General features: G+C 72.3%; 15 protein-coding genes. 6 read left to right on the plus strand and 9 right to left on the minus strand.

Features of this window, described 5'->3' with window-relative positions; all coding sequences use genetic code 11:
* Positions 1 to 225: 225 nt before the first annotated feature.
* From ACIBK5_RS09520 to ACIBK5_RS09535, 4 genes are read right to left on the minus strand one after another with little or no spacing between them, the layout of a single operon-like run.
* The gene (locus ACIBK5_RS09520) at positions 226 to 1572 is read right to left on the minus strand and encodes a DUF4407 domain-containing protein (protein WP_399017865.1); all 1347 of its coding nucleotides are present in this window, start codon (positions 1570 to 1572) and stop codon (positions 226 to 228) included.
* Entirely contained in the window at positions 1562 to 3058 is a 1497-nt protein-coding gene (locus ACIBK5_RS09525) for a hypothetical protein (RefSeq protein ID WP_399017867.1), read from the minus strand. Before ACIBK5_RS09525 ends, ACIBK5_RS09520 begins: the two co-directional genes overlap by 11 nt.
* A 5-nt stretch (positions 3059 to 3063) precedes the next feature.
* Entirely contained in the window at positions 3064 to 5178 is a 2115-nt protein-coding gene (locus tag ACIBK5_RS09530; protein WP_399017868.1) for a hypothetical protein, read from the minus strand.
* A gap of 18 nt (positions 5179 to 5196) precedes the next feature.
* The gene (locus ACIBK5_RS09535) at positions 5197 to 5964 is read right to left on the minus strand and encodes a hypothetical protein (RefSeq protein ID WP_399017870.1); all 768 of its coding nucleotides are present in this window, start codon (positions 5962 to 5964) and stop codon (positions 5197 to 5199) included.
* Positions 5965 to 6295: 331 nt separating this feature from the next.
* Between ACIBK5_RS09535 and ACIBK5_RS09540 the strand changes: the two genes are divergently transcribed.
* Positions 6296 to 6820: a Pycsar system effector family protein gene (locus ACIBK5_RS09540; RefSeq protein ID WP_399017872.1), complete on the plus strand. Its 525-nt coding sequence runs from the start codon at positions 6296 to 6298 to the stop codon at positions 6818 to 6820.
* 62 nt (positions 6821 to 6882) lie between these two features.
* Here the strand turns inward: ACIBK5_RS09540 and ACIBK5_RS09545 are convergent, their stop codons facing one another.
* Entirely contained in the window at positions 6883 to 7581 is a 699-nt protein-coding gene (locus ACIBK5_RS09545; RefSeq protein WP_399017874.1) for a Crp/Fnr family transcriptional regulator, read from the minus strand.
* 160 nt (positions 7582 to 7741) lie between these two features.
* Here ACIBK5_RS09545 and ACIBK5_RS09550 point away from each other — a divergent pair, with 160 nt between their 5' ends.
* Positions 7742 to 8326 carry a DUF7010 family protein gene (locus ACIBK5_RS09550; RefSeq protein ID WP_399017876.1) on the plus strand — a complete coding sequence of 195 codons (585 nt, stop codon included), beginning with the start codon at positions 7742 to 7744 and terminating at the stop codon, positions 8324 to 8326.
* A 14-nt stretch (positions 8327 to 8340) separates the two neighbouring features.
* Here ACIBK5_RS09550 and ACIBK5_RS09555 read toward each other — a convergent pair whose 3' ends face one another.
* Positions 8341 to 9300, minus strand: a complete 960-nt coding sequence (locus ACIBK5_RS09555; RefSeq protein ID WP_399017878.1) for an aminoglycoside phosphotransferase family protein — start codon at positions 9298 to 9300, stop codon at positions 8341 to 8343.
* Positions 9301 to 9632: 332 nt separating this feature from the next.
* Between ACIBK5_RS09555 and ACIBK5_RS09560 the strand changes: the two genes are divergently transcribed.
* Positions 9633 to 10814, plus strand: coding sequence for a M20 family metallopeptidase (locus tag ACIBK5_RS09560; RefSeq protein WP_399017879.1), 1182 nt, complete (start codon positions 9633 to 9635; stop codon positions 10812 to 10814).
* Here the strand turns inward: ACIBK5_RS09560 and ACIBK5_RS09565 are convergent.
* Entirely contained in the window at positions 10789 to 11409 is a 621-nt protein-coding gene (locus ACIBK5_RS09565; RefSeq protein ID WP_399017881.1) for a LysE family translocator, read from the minus strand. The genes ACIBK5_RS09560 and ACIBK5_RS09565 overlap by 26 nt on opposite strands.
* A gap of 54 nt (positions 11410 to 11463) precedes the next feature.
* On the minus strand, positions 11464 to 13164 hold the full coding sequence (locus ACIBK5_RS09570) for a CocE/NonD family hydrolase (RefSeq protein WP_399018314.1): 1701 nt from the start codon (positions 13162 to 13164) through the stop codon (positions 11464 to 11466).
* 189 nt (positions 13165 to 13353) lie between these two features.
* Between ACIBK5_RS09570 and ACIBK5_RS09575 the strand changes: the two genes are divergently transcribed.
* Genes ACIBK5_RS09575 through ACIBK5_RS09585 form a run of 3 tightly spaced genes read left to right on the plus strand, consistent with a single transcriptional unit; the run spans position 13354 to position 14951 of the window.
* A complete protein-coding gene (locus ACIBK5_RS09575; protein WP_399018316.1) occupies positions 13354 to 14070 on the plus strand; it encodes a TetR/AcrR family transcriptional regulator in 717 nt (238 codons plus the stop codon).
* 42 nt (positions 14071 to 14112) lie between these two features.
* The gene (locus ACIBK5_RS09580) at positions 14113 to 14511 is read left to right on the plus strand and encodes a YybH family protein (protein ID WP_399017882.1); all 399 of its coding nucleotides are present in this window, start codon (positions 14113 to 14115) and stop codon (positions 14509 to 14511) included.
* 32 nt (positions 14512 to 14543) lie between these two features.
* Positions 14544 to 14951, plus strand: coding sequence for an amphi-Trp domain-containing protein (locus tag ACIBK5_RS09585; RefSeq protein WP_399017884.1), 408 nt, complete (start codon positions 14544 to 14546; stop codon positions 14949 to 14951).
* On the opposite strand, the gene ACIBK5_RS09590 is transcribed toward ACIBK5_RS09585, so the two are convergent.
* Positions 14935 to 15945, minus strand: coding sequence for a helix-turn-helix transcriptional regulator (locus tag ACIBK5_RS09590; RefSeq protein WP_399017886.1), 1011 nt, complete (start codon positions 15943 to 15945; stop codon positions 14935 to 14937). The genes ACIBK5_RS09585 and ACIBK5_RS09590 overlap by 17 nt on opposite strands.

Raw genomic sequence — 15945 nt, forward strand, 5'->3', positions numbered from 1 at the left:
GGAGTGTTGGCTTGACCCTGTCAACTGTCAATGGTTTCGGTGATTGTTGCGAAAGGTTCGCCGGATGGTGGAGTGGGATGGCGGCGTATTTCCGCTGGTGGATGGCCAGTTGGGGGTGCGGTGAGCCGGGTGCGATGGAGGAAGCGGTGACCTTCCGGCCGGATTAACAGATTCCGCTACTCGAATCTTTCGAACCGTTTCCGGATCAAGCAGGCCTCAGACCCCTCACACCCCTCGCGCCCGCATGATCCGCCCCATCCTCGCCTCGAGCTCCGCCCGTTCCTGGGCCGCCCGCTCGGCCTGGGCCCGCTGGTGCTCCTGTTCCAGACGGCGCATGCGGTCGTTCGTGTCCCACTCCACCCGGTGGCGCTGGACGTCGTGTTCCATGCGGGCGCAGGTGTGCTGGACCTGGAGCTCCTCGGCGTACAGCTTGCGGCTCGCCCGGTGGCGGGCGCCGAGAAGGGTGTCGTAGGTCGTGGCGCCGCTGAGGACCTTGGCCAGGACGGGCATGGCGTCCAGGCAGAGCAGGAGCAGGTGCAGCACGATCGTCAGGAAGAGGGCGAAGCCGTCCGACTCGGCGACCTGCTTGAGGCCGGCCGCCCGGGTGAGGATGCCGTCGGTGTCCAGATCGGCGGCCCGCTGCCGGGTCTTGTCGTCGACGGCCTTCTGGAGCAGCGGCTGGTAGTCGTCGGCGGCTCCGTCCTTCCGGGCGGCCAGCTTCTGCCCCTGGGCGACCAGGCCCTCCAGCTGCTTCTCGTACGTCTCGACCTTGCTGTTCTCCTTGTAGTCCGAGGTCGCCTTCCGGGCCCGCTCGCAGGTGATGGTGACGTCGCGGACACCGCCCCGCCAGATCCAGTACTTCGGGCCGCACAGGCGCTGCTCGGTGGACTGCTTGGCGCTGAGGGTCTTGTTGATGGCGGCGACCTGGGTGCTCAGGGTCTTGACGCGGTCGCCGTTGCTCTTGATCTGACGGGCCAGTTCGGCGGGGGAGCCCGCCACCTTCAGCTGGTAGCGGGCGCACTCGGGGCGGCCGGTGGTGGCGGCGCCGTCGGTGGGATTGCAGGAGACGAGCATGCCCCGGTAGTCCGCGACCTTCTGCTCGTTGCCGACGGCTATCGACTGGCGGATCTCCTTGTCGAAGATCTGGAAGAGGATCGGCTCGGCGATGAACAGGCCGAGCAGCACCGAGAGGAGGAAGCGCACCAGCAGCGTCCACTTGCGGACCGTCGTGCCGTGGGTGCTGGAGACCAGCCAGCTGTCCAGGGCCAGGACCACCCAGAACCAGACGACGGCGACACCGACGGCCGCCGCGAGGGGCAGGTCGGAGCGGAAGCTGGAGAGCGCCAGGACCATGGAGATCGCGCCCAGCAGGGCCGTGTTGACGACGAGCGCGCCGTACCAGGTGTAGCGGGCACGCTCCTCCGGCACCCAGTCCAGCAGCGGTTCGTCGATGCCGATCAGCCGGCGCAGCCGGGGTGTCCATCCCGAGGCGGGCGGCGCCGGGCGCGACTGGCTCCGGTTCTCGTCGAAGGCCGCGCTGTCGGCCGGGCGGAGCGGGGTGTCAGTTGCCAAGGCTCCCCTCCTGGTTCGCGGGGTCGAAGTCGTCGGCGTCATCGCCGTCGGCCGGAGCGGGCGGGGCTTCGGCGGTCCGCCCGGGCGCCCGGCGCAGCTCGCCCTTCGCCCCGCCCTTCAGCTCCCCCTGTGGCGAGGTCGGGGTGGGCGGGACGTCGCCGACGCTGTTGATGAAGGCACCCGCGTCGTACATGGTGCTGTCGAACAGGCCCCGGTCGATGGCCTGTTTGCCCAGCGTGGCCCGGACGCTGAGCTGCTGCTTCGCCAACTCGTGCTGGTCCCGCTGGTGTTCCTTGGCGTCCTCGCGCTTCTCCTGCCGCTGCCGCAGCCGGTCCTGGTGATCCAGGTCCCAGCGCCGGGCCTCCTCGTGACGTTGGGCGGCGGTCTCCTCCCGCCCCTCGCTGCGGGTCAGCTCCTGGCGCCGGTCCTCACGCTCGACCTGCCAGCGCAGATCGTCCCGGTCCAGGCCGCGGCGCGTCATCTCGTAGTCGCGGTCGAGCCGGAGGCGGTCGTCCTTGCGCGAGTCCCAGCGCTCCTCGGCAGCGTGCAGCCGCTTGGACAGCTCGTCGGCGCTGATGTCGCCGTTGCGCCAGGCGAGATAGTCGGCGGCGACCGGGTCCGAGCCGATCAGCTTGATGTCGTCCTCGATCTCGGCCCGGGTGAAACGGTTGCGCCGGCGCTCGATCTCCAGCTCGTAGTCCTGCCGCTCGGCACCGGCGCCGCGTTCGTAGCCCGTGCGCAGCGTCTCCTCCTCCTGCCGGTTGCGCTCCTTGCGCATCGCCTGGAGGTTGCGGATCTCCTCGTGCTTCAGCTCCAGTTCGGCCTCGCGCAGGGCCCGGTCAAGGGCCGCCTGCTGCTCCATCTCCGCCTGGTGGCGTTGGCGCGTGCGATCCAGACGGGCCTGCTCCAACTCCTTGACGTGCGCCGACATCTCCTCGGGCGTCAGGACCTCGATCGTCCCGTGCCGGGCCCGGATCCCCGACACCAGGGACGGCCGCATCTCGTGGTACGCGGTGAGCCGGGCGTCGATCCGGGCACGTACGGCGGCCGTGTCGACGACGGGCAGGTCGCTGCCGTCCTCGGTGAGCCCCGGTACCTCGCGCAGCCGGGCGAGCAGCAGCGCCTCCACATCGGTGACGCCGTCCCGCACGACCGCGCTCGGATCGGTGACCGTGCAGTAGAAGCAGGCCCGTACGGTGAAGTCGCCCGCCTCGGCCGACGGGATCCGCGTCTCCACGACGACGGGCACCTCGATCCGCCGGTCCACGACCGTGACCGAGCTGGCCCCGGTCACCACCGGGTCGTCGGCGCGCAGCTGCCCGTGGTCCTCGACGTACTCCTCGCCGACCCGGAACACCCGCACATGGTGGGCGGCCACCCTGGGCAGCTCGTCGTCGCCGCGCGTCACCCGCCTGCGCCAGATGCCGCCGCGCCTGTCCGGTCGCCCGTACTCCCGCTGCTCGACGAGCGGGTATTTCTCAGCCATGGCTGTCAGTCCTCCGTGCTCAGTACGGCGGTAAGGAAGATCTCGACGAGGGCGACGGCGGCGTCGTCGGCGCGGGCGGCGACCTGCCGCAGGGCCGCGGCCAGCGGCGGACCGTCGTCCGGGGGAAGGACCTCGCCCAGGGCCCTGCCGAACCGTTCGGCCACCCGCTCGGGCCGTTCCGACACGGCCGGCAGCTCGCGCAGGGTGGTGTTCAGGGCCGCCAGGGCCCGCCCCCGGCGCGGCAGGTTGTCCAGCACGCCCGCCCACAGCTCGCCGATGGTGGCGGTCTGCCGGTCGTCCCGCTCCATCAGCGACGCGCACACCAGCCGCCCGGTCCGCGCGTCACGGGCCCGCAGGACGGTCAGCGTGGCACCGAGGACGTTCTCCTTGTGCTGCCCGGTCAGCGTTTCGCGCTGCTGCCGCAGCCGGTACGCCAGCGGCCGGAACACCGCGCCCGTGTCCTGCCCGCACTCCGCGAGCACCGCGACCAGACCGGCCAGCGCGATCGCCGCGTCCACGGACCGGCCGCCGCCGCGGACCATCCGGAGCAGGTTGGTGACCGCGTCCGTGGGGAAGCGCACGCCGAGCGCCCCGCTGAACGCCGCCGCCCCGGTCGACCGCAGCACCGGGTCGTAGGAGCGGGCCCAGCCGCGGGCCACGCCCAGCGCGGTGGCGGCGAGGCTCTCGTCCAGGCACATGCACTGCAGCACCAGCACGGCCGTCGACTGCCCGGCCGGACCGGCCGCGCCGCCCGCCCAGGGGTGCAGGTAGTTGTCGGCGACCTCGTCGAAGGCGGGCCGGGTGAGCAGCGCGAGCCCCTGCGCGACGGACAGCTGGAGCCCGAGCCCCGGCTGGGCGGCGACCAGTTCGGTGAGCCAGTCCCGGACGCCGTTCCAGTACGGCGTGGAGCGCTTGGTCCACAGCTCCTCCAGCGCCCACTGCCGGTACTGGGGGTGGGGGAAGACCAGCGCGGTGCGGGTGAGCGCGCCGTTCTTCCGCTGCTCAGCGGAGATCAGTTTGTTCCGGGACAGCGACAGCCTGCGGTCGACGGCACGCCGGGCCGCCTCGGCCTGCTCCTCCTCGGTGACGGGCTCCGGGAACGCCGGGGCCACCCAGCCCTCCAGCCGCTCCTGGCAGGTCTCGAAGTCGCGGTAGCCGGCGCCGTTGACGAAGGCCAGCGTGGTGACCTCGGCCCACTCCTGCGGCGTACGGTCCCGCTCGAACCACTCGCGCACGGGCTGTGCCGCGCTGCTGCCGTAGTCCTGCCAGACCTCGTCCGGCGCCGCGCCGCCCGCGATCCGCTCGGCGGCCACCGCGACCTCCGCGATCCGGCACCCGCCGGGCATCAGCGACACGGCCCGCTCCACGGCGTCCTGCGCACACCCGGCCCGCACCAGCCGCACACGCAGTACGGCGGTGAGGTCCGGGAGCCGCCACGGCACGTGCCGTACGGACTCGACGACCCCGCTCTCGACCGGGCGTACGGTCGTGACGACCAGGTGGGCGTCGTGCTCGCGGACGGTGTCGCGCACCCGCCGCCAGTCGAAGTCCGCCGTCTGGGAGCTGTCCTCGCTCATCCGGTCGAGCAGGACGTAGCCGACGCCCTTCTCGAAGGCGACCTTCCCGCTCGCCAGGTCGTCCAGGCTCCGGCCGGGGGAGAGCACGACGTACTCCGACCCCTCCGCGAGGGCGTCGACCAGCGCCACGGCCCCGGACCGCTTGCCCGTACCCGGAGGCGCGACCAGGACCACGACCCCGTCCTGTTCGAGTGCGAGCACGGCCTGCTCGAAGCAGGCGGGCTTGACGTAGGGCGCGAGGATCGCTTCCGCCTCGCCCGCGTCGAGACGGCCCACGGCGCGGCGCCTGGCGTTGTCGGAACCGGCGGTGCCGATGCCGAACTGGGCGCCGGAGGCGTCGAGTTCCCCGTAGAAGTACTGGTTGACGTTGTTGTGATGGACCTGCTCCGAAGAGGGGGCAGGGCCGGCAGGGGCCGCCGTCTCCTCGGGCGCTTCGGGCTGGTTCTGGTTCTGGTTCTTGGACTGCGGTTCGTCCGCGTGGTGCGCCTCCGCGGGTGCGTCCTGGGCGCGCTGCTCGCTGTGTTCCTCGTGTTCCTCGTTCATCCTCGGCCGTCACTCAGGTCACTTGGAGATCCCGAAGACGGCACCCTGGGCATGGACGGTTCCGGTGATGACCTGAACCACCGTGTCGCCAGGAGCAGTTGGGGCGCTCAGGGGGCGCGCACCAACCGCTGTCGCGCCCCCTGTGTCCCCCGCGCCCCCTGCGCTGCCCCCTGCGCCGGGCTGTTCGGTCTCTCCGAGGTCCAGGGCCGCCACGTCGTACCCCGGGACCCGGATCCACGCCCGCCCCGCGTACTCCTTCTCCGCGATCCGCACCTCGCGGAACTCCTGCGGCTGGATCGTCGTGTACGCCTCGCCGATCACGTCGTTGAAGACCGTCGCGGAGACCGCGAGCGCCAGCTGAGCGGCCGGCGCCGCGGCGAGCGCCGCCTTCAGCACACGGCTGTCCAGCATCCGGCCGATCTCGACCGGCGCGCGCCCCTCGAAGCCGTTGGCCGCGGGTGAGGCGGTCCCGAAGTGCACGGCGGCCCGCAGCCGCAGCCGGGCCTCGTCGCGCCGGTTGCGGTTGAAGGTGCGCAGACCGGCCTCCAGATGGCGCATGAACGGGTCCACGAGGTCCGGTTCCGACGCCCCCTTCGGCAGGACCGCGAAGACCGAGTCCCCGCCGACCTGCGTCGCCCACTGCTCCCAGTCGAGCCCGGCCGCGCCGGCCGCCTCCTCGAGCAGTCGCCGGATCGCCTCCTGCCACTCGCGCTGCGTCACCACGTCGACGCCGCCGTATCCCTTCGCGTCGACCGCCAGCAGCAGTCTGCGACCGAACGTTCCCATGCCTGAACTCCCCGCTCACTGAAGTGGAGCCGCACCCCGGGATCGGATCCGGGCGGGGGCGCACTCCGGCAGACACCGGCGTCCGCTCCCCTCGCGCGGACGCCGGTAGGCCAGTCCTACACGCGCCGTCCGCCGCGAACCCCGTCGAAATACGGGATGCGGAAAGGTGCGGAAACATACTGCGGTAGCCGCACGTTACGGACGGGTTCGGGAACTTGCTGCGGACCGTGGCCGATCGACGTCCGCAATCCCGCAGAAATCCCAGGTTCCCTGGCCGGTTCCGGGGCGTACTTGAGGCATGGAACAGCCCACCGGCCCCAGAAGGAGCAGCATGCCGTCGTCCACCGGTGCCCGCCCCGACAGCCGTCCCGCGCAGTTCATGTTCACCGCCCTGCAGACCACCCACCAGCACGCCGACACCAAGGCCGGGATCCTCGCCGCGGCCCAGGCCGCCCTCGTCGGCACGGCCGGCTACTGGTCACCTCCGGCCCTGCGCTCCGCGTCCGCGGGCGGCCCGGCGGGCATACTCGCCGCCACCCTGCTCGCCCTGTTCCTCTGCGCGATGTTCGGCGGCGCGGGCTTCCTGGCCGGCACCCTGCGCCCCCGGGTGCTGCGCCCCGGCGCCGCCAACCGCTACAGCTTCGTCCACCTCGCCTCGGGCCCCGACATCCTGCCCGCCCGCGACCCGGCCGAGGGCGACCCGGAGCGAGAGCGCGCGGAGTTGTCCCAGACGATCCGGTTCCTGTCCCAGGTGGCGGTGCGCAAGTACCGGTGCGTGACGGCAGCGGTGGGGTGTACGGCGGTGATGGGGGTGAGCGCGGGCCTGCTGGTCGTGCTGCGGCCGGTGCTGAACTGACCTGCGAGGCCCGGCGGTCCGTCTTCGGAGAGGAGCCCGTTCAGGCCCCGGAGCGGGGCCGGTCAGTCCTCGGGAGCGAGGTCCCCGATCTCCCTGAGCCGTTCCAGGTCGCGGATGACCGTGGATCCGTACCCGGTCTCCAGCAGCCCGTCCCGGCGCAGCTCCGCCAGTCCCTTGTGGACGGTGGTCTCGGCGGCCCCGGTGAGCGCGGCCAGCTCGGGCTGGGTCAGCCGGCAGCCGAGCACCATGCCGCCCTCGCCAGGACGACCGTAGGAGGTGGCGAGTTCCACCAGGAGCCGGGCCAGCCGTACCTTCGCCGGGTAGCCCTTGAAGTCGAGACGCCTGCGGTTGGCCCAGCGCAGCCGCTGGGCGATGATCCCGGTCAGCGCCAGATGCACCTCCGGGCGGCGTAACAACAGGGCGTGCAGCGGGCCCGGTTGCACCAGCCGCGCGGTGAGCGGACCGCACGCCGTCACGGTCGCCGAGCGCGGTGCACCGTCGAACGCGGCCATCTCACCGACACTGTCCCCGCCGACCCGCACCGCGAGCAGCGACTCCTCGCCGTTCTCCACCCGTGCGGTCACCTTGGCGAAGCCGGACAGCAGCACCAGCACATGCCGGTCCAGAGCGCCCTCGCTCAGCAGCACCTTCCCGGCCTCGAACCGCGCCGGCACGCCCAGTTCGAGCAACTCGGCGCGCGCTTCCGGCGGTACGGCCCCCAGCAGACTGCGGGCGGGCCACTCCGCGGAGCTGTACGGCATGGCAGGCTCCCCCCGGCCGGTCGGTCACTCGACACCACGAGTCACCTGAATCCTGCCCGCTGCGGGGGCCCGTAGGTGGGGTACTCACGGGTATACCCGGTGCGCATCGAGATGAGCGGAAGCCGTAGAGGGGCGGCGACGGCCGACGTATTCTCCGCACATGACGTCCACGTCCCCGACCTCGTCCGCCACGGAAGGCGAGTGCGTCGCGCTCACCCATGCCCTGCGGCGCCGCGGCACCCTCGTGCTCGCCGTGTTCGCGCTGGTGTGGGCCGTCGCGGCGGCCTCCGGGGCCGGTGCGGCGACGGACCCCGCCCCGCTGGGCATCGAGGGGGCGGCCGTGCTGCTCACGGCGGTGGCGCTCTACCTGGGATACCGCAAGGACGCCGCGCCCTCGCCCCGTTCGGTGAGCCTGCCGGCGAACTGGTCGCGCGGTGTCGGCATCGTCAACACCGTCGAACTGCTGGCCGTCTTCGCCGTCATCGCCGCGTCCAACGCCGCCGGCCGGCCCGAGGCCGTCCCGGCCGGTATCGCCCTCGTCGTGGGACTGCACTTCTTCCCGCTCGCCCGCCTGTACGACCAGTGGCAGTACCGGTGGACGGCGGCGCTGCTGAGCGCCGTCGCGGTCGTCGGGTTCGTCCTCGTCGCGGCGGGCCTCACGAGCGAGACCGTACGGATCGTGGTCGGCCTGGGCAGCGCGGTGGTGCTGTGGGGTTCGGCGTACCACCTGGCCGTACGAGGCTGAGCGCGACAGTCCGCTCAGGTCGCCCAGTCCGCCCAGTCCGCCCAGTCCGCCCAGGTCGAGCGGTCGTGGTCGGCCAGGACATCCTCGATGACGCGACGATGGACGGCGGCTTGCCCCGCAGTAGTGCCGAGATCGGTGTCGATGTCCTGCGCCAGGCAGATCAGAGCCTTCCACAGGGCCCACCCGCGGGCCCGGGCCCAGGCCGGGTCGTCCTGGCCCACGGCACGGCGGAACGCCTCGCGGCTGTCGCCGGAGAACATCGTCCAGGCGATCACCAGGTCGCAGGCCGGGTCGCCGACGCCGGAGGTCCCGAAGTCGAGGACGGCGGTCAACCGGCCATCCTCGACCAGCAGGTTGTTGGCGGCGATGTCTCCGTGGAACCAGACCGGCGGGCCCTGCCAGGTCGCCCGCAGCGCCGCGTCCCACACCCCGGCCGCCCGGTCGGTGTCTATACGTCCGGTGAGCGCTGCCAGGGCCCTTCGGGTCTCGCCGTCGTAGTGGGCCGGCGGCGCTCCCCGGTAGAAGCTGTGCGCTCCGGCGGCCGGTCCGCCCGTGGCGTCGATGCCCTGCAGCGCGCGCACGAACCCGGCCACCGACTCCGCGAAGCGCGGCATGTCGTCGATGCGTTCGGGGCGGGCCAGGTCACCGTCCAGCCAGCCGCGGATCGACCACTCGAAGGGATAGCCCTCCCCGGGCTCCCCCCGCCCCACGATGGGCGGAACGGGGACGGGCAGCGACGGCGCGAGCACCGGAAGCCAGCGGTCTTCCTTGGCGATCGCGGGGACGTAGGCCTCGTCGGTGGGCAGTCGTACGGTCATCGTCTCGCCGAGCCGGTAGGTCCGGTTGTCCCAGCCGTCGATCTCGACCGGTGCGACGCTCAGATGGCTCCACCGAGGGAACTGCGCGGCGATCAGCCTTCTCACCAAGGCGGCGTCGATCCCGGCCCGGCCGTCGGCGTGGGGAGGGGTGGTCATGCCGGAATGGTGCCCGTGGGCCCCGGGGCCGGGCAACGGAATTCCCGGGCACCGCAGAGAACGGGGACGGGGGTGTTCCCCACCCACGAGCGGTGGTTCGCCGGATGGGCGGCGGCCCGTGCTTGGGGTGATCGTGTACGGACGGGTTTCCCGCTCGCCGGGGAACCACTTGACGACCACGAGGGGGAACAGTGAAGCGACCTACGGAGCACGCTCTCGCGCGACGGACTCTGCTGGCCGGAACGGCGGCGGCGCTCGGCGCGGGAACGGTGTGGGGTACCGCGGGGACGGCCGCCGCCGGGGGGCGGAGGGGGCCGTTGGGGCAGGGACCGGTGGCTGCCGAGGTGGCGCGCCTGGAGCGTGGGCTGATCGAACTGAGACGGGACATCCACCGGCATCCCGAGCTGCCGGGGGAGGAGCGTCGTACGGCGGGCGTGGTCGCCCGGGAGCTGCGGGCGGCCGGGCTGGCCGTCACCACGGGAGTGGGCGGTCACGGGGTGGTCGGGATCCTGCGCGGTGCGCGTCCCGGCCGGACGGTCGCGTACCGGGCGGACATGGACGCCGTACCGCCGAAGGACATCGTCGGAGGCGGCCAGGCAGCGGCCCACCTCTGCGGGCACGACATCCACACGACCGTGGCCCTCGGCGTCGCGAAGGTCCTGGCGCGGCTGCGGCGGCAGCTGAGCGGCACGGTGGTGTTCCTCTTCCAGCCCGCCGAGGAGAGCCTTTCCGGAGCTCGCGCCATGATCGAGGCGGGTGTGCTGGAGCGCACCCGGGTCGAGGAGATCCACGCGCTGCACTGCGGGCCCTTCCCTGTAGGCCGGTTCGCGGTGACGCCGGGCTACGGGATGCCGGGACAGGACAAGGCGGAGGTGACCCTCCAGGGCCCGGACGCACCCGACGCCGCGCGGCGACTGGCCGCCGAGATCGGCGCGCTCGCCACCGTGACGCCCCCGCAGACACCCGCGGACCTCGAACGGATGATCACCGACGCCCAGACCCCGGACGGCCCGCTGGCCCGTTTCGTGGCCCTCCGGGCCTCGGCGCAGGAGGCCAAGGTGAGCGCGTCCTACCGCTGTTGGCCGCAGGAGCGGTACACGGAGGTGCGCGAGAACATCAACCGGCTGGCCGAGTCATACCCGGGAACCGAGGTCCGCTTCCCCGCCGAGCCTTTCCCCGCCATGGTCTGCCCGGCACCGGACGCCCAGGCACTCGCCCGTCATCTGCGCCGCGGACTGGGCACGGACGCGGTCACCACACTCCGGTCCGCGTTCCCGCCCTTCAGCGGCGAGGACTACGCCCTCTACCTGGGCCGCGTCCCCGGCACCTACACCTTCCTCGGTGTCCGCACCCCCGACGCCCCCATCACCACCAGCTATCCCCACTTCACGGACTTCGCCCCGGACGAGCGGGCCATCGGCATCGGGGTACGGGCGATGGCGGGGTGGATTGCGGAGCGGGCCTGGGAGCCGGCCTGGGAGCCGGCCGTCAGGGCTGCGTCGCCGCGACCTTGACACCGAAGCCGATCAGGACGACTCCGGTCACCCGGTCCATGGCCCGGCGCACGGCGGGCCGTTCGAAGAAGGTACGGGCCTTGGACAGCAGCGCCACATAGCCGCTGAGCCAAACGACGGTGAGCCCCGCGTGCAGCAGCACCAGAAGTGCCATACCGGCGTGGGGAGACAGCCCGGTGGGAGCGAGCGTCGGCAGCAGGCCGGTGTAGAAGACGGCGATCTTGGGATTGAAGACGTTGCTGACCAGCCCCGTCCGCCAGGGATTCCCCGCCGGTGCCGGTGCCGCTCCCCCTTGTCCACCCGCCCGCCTCTTCCGGCTGCCGAGCAGCGACTGGACCCCGAGGACGACGAGATACGCGGCCCCGACCAGCTTGACCACGGTGTAGGCCGTGGCGGACGCCGCCAGGACGGCCGCCAGTCCGACCACCGTGAGCACGCCCCAGACGAGCAGTCCGGCCGTGATACCCCCGACCGTCCGCAGACCGTCCCGCCAGCCGCAGGCCACCGCCCGCTTCGTCACGACCGCCATGTCCGGCCCGGGAACCATCGTCAGGACGGCGAGCACGCCGACCGCCGCGAGCAGCTGTACGAACATGCCCCCATGCTCGCACCCGCATGCGAATGGTCGGACGGCGTGCTGCCCCGGCGTTCACACGGTCCGGGACCCGTCGGGCAGCTCCAGGACGGAGCCGTCGTGCAGCGTGACGCGTATCGCCGTGAAGTCGACGGCCTCCGCCCCCGACTTTCCGGTCCCCGGATTGCGCGCGTACCGCGGATGCGCACCCCCGCTGATCTGCCAGCGGATCCGGTGCCCGGCCGGGAATCGGTAGGCGGTGGAGCTCATCGGAACGGTGACCTCCGAGGGCTCTTCCCCGACCGTCGCCACCTGGGCCAGCCCGTCGCAGACGTTGGTGGAGCGGCCCCGCGCGTCCACATCGCACAGGCGGCTGAAGACGTCGGCGTACCCGGTGTCCGTGGAGACACTCAGCCGCGCGGAGACCGGACCGAGGACGTCCACGGCCTCGGCCAGCGGAGGGCTGGTGAACGTCAGAACGTCCTCCCGCCCCTCCAGAGCGCTGTTGTCACGGGCGCCGGCCGTCCGGGACAGCAGGGGGCCGCCGATGGACGGCGTGGGATCGGCCGGGTCGTAGCGGAGGGACGCGAGGGGCGCGGACCCCGCGCCGCCGGTGGGAGCCGTAGCCGCTCGCTGGTCGAGACGCCCGTCCGCCGCCGGAACCCATGAGGGGGCTACGGGGGAGGAGAAGGAGGGGGTGACGGAGGAGGAGAGGGAAGGGGTGACAGGGGACGAGAGGGAAGGGGTGACAGGGGACGAGAGGGACGGCCAGTCGTCGAGGTCCCGCCATACGTCCTCGCCGCCGACGTGGACGCGCACCCGCGTGGGACGGAGCCCGGAGGGATCACCGCACAGGTGCGCACGCAGCCACGCGAGGCTCTCGGCGAAGACCTCGGGCCAGCCCTGCTGCATCGCCGAGGTATGTGTCCAGGGGCCGACCAGCAGGGCGGTGTCGCATCCGGCCGCACGCAGCCGGGCGTACTGCTCGAAGGTCTGGTCGGCCAGGGCGTCGTGCCACCCGGTGACCAGACTCGTGGGGACGCTAAGCCCCTCGGCCGCCCGCGCCAGGGACGCGCCGTCCCAGTACGGGGCGTCGGCGTCCGGGTGCGCCATCACGTCGTCCAGCCACGGCACGTCCCCTAGGGCGGAGGCGTACGCCCCGCGCAGCGGCCGCGCCGTGACGATGTCGCGCATCCGGCGCTGCAGCCGCAGTGTCGCCTTGGCGACGGGCATGATCCCCTGGTGCTGGTACGTCATGCCCAGGCCCACCAGCAGGGCGTTCTCCAGCCGCAGGGCACCGTCCGCGTAGAACAGGGCGTACGGGTCGTGCAGCCCGACCTGCACCACCATCGCCTTCAGTCCCGGCGGATCCAGGGCGAGGGCCCACTGCACGTACCCCAGGTAGCTGGGCCCGATGGTCCCCAGCGTCCCGTTGAACCAGGGCTGTTCGCGCAGCCAGGCCACGGTGGCCCTGCCGTCGGCGGCCTCGTTGCGCCACAGATCGAACGCACCGCCCGAGCCGCCGGTGCCGCGGCAGCTCTGCAGGACCACATGGAAGCCCTGCTCGGCGAAGAGGATGCCGTACTGCGGGGACCAGGGCAGACCCCTGCCGTACGGCGAGCGCACCAGCAGGGTGGGGAACTCGCCGTCCGTTTCCGTTCGGGGGAAGTAGTGGTCCGTGACCAGCGCACTTCCATCGGCGGCCGGCACCTCCAGTCCAGGCTCCCACCCGACGTCGTACCGCTTCTCCGGGAGCCCGCGCCAGATCGCCCTCATCATCCGCGAGGACAGCGGCGGCTTCCGGGCGGACTGCCGGGCGGACGGCGTCCGGGCCGGCCTTGCGGCGGGGTCGTGGGTGCGTGCAGCCATGGGCGGTTCCCCTCCTCGACTTTCCGTACGTTGTACGAGAATAGAGGATGCTTGGATACGACGACAGCGGCCCTCGGTGAACAGGAGTACGCGACGGTGACGCGTGAGGACGGTTCCGGCACCCCGGGCCATGACCCGCAGCAGCTGTGGCTGAGCCCCGGTCAGCCCCGCAGGGGCCGCAAGCCCGCCTTCAGCCGGGAAGCGATCACGACGGCCGCGGTGGCCCTGGCGGACGCGGAAGGCCTGGAAGCGGTCACCATGCGGCGCGTCGCCGCACAGGTCGGCGCCGGAGTCATGTCGCTCTACAGCTACGCCCCCGACAAGGACACGCTGCTGGAACTGATGGTCGACCACGTCAGCGGCGAACTACCCACGTCGGCCGACCTCACCGGCGACTGGCGCACCGACCTGAAGACCATCGCCCGCCTCCAGCGCGCCAACATGCTGCGCCACCCCTGGCTGCCCGCCGCCCTGTCCACCCGCCGCAGCCTCGGCCCCCACACCCTGGCCTTCCTGGAACACGCCCTCGCCGCCCTGCGCCCCACGGGCCTGGACGGCGCGGCCAAGCTGGAGATCTTCGCCCAGCTCACGGCCTTCGTCGCCGGACACGTCAGCCACGAACTCACCCAGGCGGCAGCCGCCGGCTCCCCCGACCGGGCCGCGGCCGAGGCCCGTTACCTCGCGACCGTCGCCGCGGACGGCCACCACCCGGAACTAGCCGAGGCCCTCGCGGCCCCCGCCCGCCCCCTCACCCCCGAAGCCACCTTCACCCGCTTCCTCAACCGCCTGGTCGACGGCCTCGGCACGGACTGAACCCGAGTGGGCGCCCCCGGCCGGCAGGCGCATGATGAAGGCATGACCGACCGCGACGACTTCCTGGCGTGGGTCAGGACCGCCCTGTACGAGGCGGAGCGCGCGCTGCACAACGGCGATGCGGCCCCCCGCCGGGCACTCTGGTCACGCGACGAGCCCGTGAGCGTCATGGGGGCGTGGCGCGACGCCTACGGCCGGCGGGAACTCGACAAGCTCTTCACCACCCTCGGGGAGAGCTTCTCCGACTGCACGTCGTACGAGTTCGAACTGCGGGCGTACGACGTGTCCGGAGACATGGCCTACACGGTCGGCCTCGAACACGCCTCCGCCTCCGTCGACGGAGAGCCGCGCACCTACACCCTCCGCGCCACCCAGACGTACCGACGCGAGGACGGCGAGTGGAGGGTGGCCCACCGTCACGCCGACCGAGTCACCGAGTGACTGCCGCCATTCATGCCGGATCGGAGACACGCATGACAGATCTCAAGTTTGAGCAGAAGCGCTCCCTGTCCCGCCTGGAGGCGGCCGACCAGCTCACGGCACTCGCAACCGCCCTGAGAGAAGGTGGCGACGCTGAACTGGAACTCAGCTCCGGAACGCTGAGCCTGCGCATCCCCGACGACCTCCAAAGCGAGATGGAGGTCGAGATCGACAACGGGGAGATCGAGCTGGAAATCGAACTCAAATGGCCGACCACGCCGAAGCGAGATAAGCCCCCCGCCAAGGCCGCCCGGAAGAGCCCGAGCCCGAGCCCGAGTACGAGCAAGCCCAAGACCACGAAGCGGTCGGCCACGAAGAAGCCGACCACGAAGAAGCCGACCACGAAGAAGTCGGTCACGAAGAAGCCGACCACGAAGAAGTCGGCTACGAAGAAGCCCTGAGCGGCACCGGAGACGAGGCCGGCGCCGAGTCTCCGTAACGGGCGGCCAGCGCGGCGGCCCGGTCGCGCAGGGCGGAGCGCAACGACTGCGGAGTCAGCGCCTCCGCGTCCGTGCCGAGCTGCCACAGCGCCCATTCCGCGTGTCGTGAATCCTGGAAGGTCACCTCCAGCCGCAGCCGGCCGTCCGCGTCGGGCTCTTCCGCGCGGACGGCCAGCGCGGCGTCCAGCAGCTCCTCCCGCCGCGCCGGGTCCACCCGGACCAGCGCGGTGATGTGGTCGCCGCCGGAGAGGAACCGCGCGGAGCGTTCCCGCCAGATCCGGTCCAGATCGACCCGGTCCGGCCGCTCTGCCGTTTCGGGCAGTTCCTCGGCGGCCAGCACCCGCGACAGCCGGTACGTGCGGTCCGTGCCGGCTCTCGTGGCCAGCAGATAGCCCCGGTCGCGCACGGTGACCAGGCCGATCGGGTCCACCGTGCGCCACCGTGGCGTCTGGCCCGTGGCCGCGTAGTGGATACGCAGCTTGTGCCCGGCGAGCACAGCGCGCCGGACCTCGGCCATGGTGGCGCCGGACACCTCATCGGTGACCAGCCGGCGCGCGAGCAGGTCGGTCTCCGGATCGACGAGAAATCGCCGGGCCGCGTCGCTCGCGGTGGCCCGGTGGTTCTCGGGCAGCGCGTCGACCACCTTCCGCATGGCCGAGGCGAGCGCCGGGCCGAGGCCGAACGCCTGCTCGCCGCGCGCCGATCCGGTGGCCAGCAAGGCGAGGGCCTCGTCGTGGTTCAGCCCGGTCAGCTCGGTCCGGAACCCGGGCAACAGCGCGAAACCGCCGTGCCGGCCGCGCTCGGCGTAGACCGGGACGCCGGCCGCGGACAGCGCCTCGATGTCGCGCAGCACGGTACGGGTGGACACCTCCAGCTCGCGGGCCAGCGTGTCCGCGGTCAGCCTGCCGCGCTGACGCAGCAGCAGCACCAGTGAGACCAACCGGTCGGCGCGCAT

The sequence above is a fragment of the Streptomyces sp. NPDC050546 genome (genome assembly GCF_044457425.1).
Taxonomy (GTDB): domain Bacteria; phylum Actinomycetota; class Actinomycetes; order Streptomycetales; family Streptomycetaceae; genus Streptomyces.

What these genes read in the sequence shown, in the direction of transcription:
- ACIBK5_RS09570 (WP_399018314.1), bottom strand. Translation starts at nt 13,164, where the DNA reads ATGAGGGCGATCTGGCGCGGGCTCCCGGAGAAGCGGTACGACGTCGGG.
- ACIBK5_RS09530 (WP_399017868.1), bottom strand. Translation starts at nt 5,178, where the DNA reads ATGAACGAGGAACACGAGGAACACAGCGAGCAGCGCGCCCAGGACGCA.
- ACIBK5_RS09580 (WP_399017882.1), top strand. Translation starts at nt 14,113, where the DNA reads ATGACCGACCGCGACGACTTCCTGGCGTGGGTCAGGACCGCCCTGTAC.
- ACIBK5_RS09540 (WP_399017872.1), top strand. Translation starts at nt 6,296, where the DNA reads ATGCCGTCGTCCACCGGTGCCCGCCCCGACAGCCGTCCCGCGCAGTTC.
- ACIBK5_RS09565 (WP_399017881.1), bottom strand. Translation starts at nt 11,409, where the DNA reads ATGTTCGTACAGCTGCTCGCGGCGGTCGGCGTGCTCGCCGTCCTGACG.
- ACIBK5_RS09545 (WP_399017874.1), bottom strand. Translation starts at nt 7,581, where the DNA reads ATGCCGTACAGCTCCGCGGAGTGGCCCGCCCGCAGTCTGCTGGGGGCC.
- ACIBK5_RS09535 (WP_399017870.1), bottom strand. Translation starts at nt 5,964, where the DNA reads ATGGGAACGTTCGGTCGCAGACTGCTGCTGGCGGTCGACGCGAAGGGA.
- ACIBK5_RS09585 (WP_399017884.1), top strand. Translation starts at nt 14,544, where the DNA reads ATGACAGATCTCAAGTTTGAGCAGAAGCGCTCCCTGTCCCGCCTGGAG.
- ACIBK5_RS09590 (WP_399017886.1), bottom strand. Translation starts at nt 15,945, where the DNA reads ATGCGCGCCGACCGGTTGGTCTCACTGGTGCTGCTGCTGCGTCAGCGC.
- ACIBK5_RS09525 (WP_399017867.1), bottom strand. Translation starts at nt 3,058, where the DNA reads ATGGCTGAGAAATACCCGCTCGTCGAGCAGCGGGAGTACGGGCGACCG.
- ACIBK5_RS09555 (WP_399017878.1), bottom strand. Translation starts at nt 9,300, where the DNA reads ATGACCACCCCTCCCCACGCCGACGGCCGGGCCGGGATCGACGCCGCC.
- ACIBK5_RS09550 (WP_399017876.1), top strand. Translation starts at nt 7,742, where the DNA reads ATGACGTCCACGTCCCCGACCTCGTCCGCCACGGAAGGCGAGTGCGTC.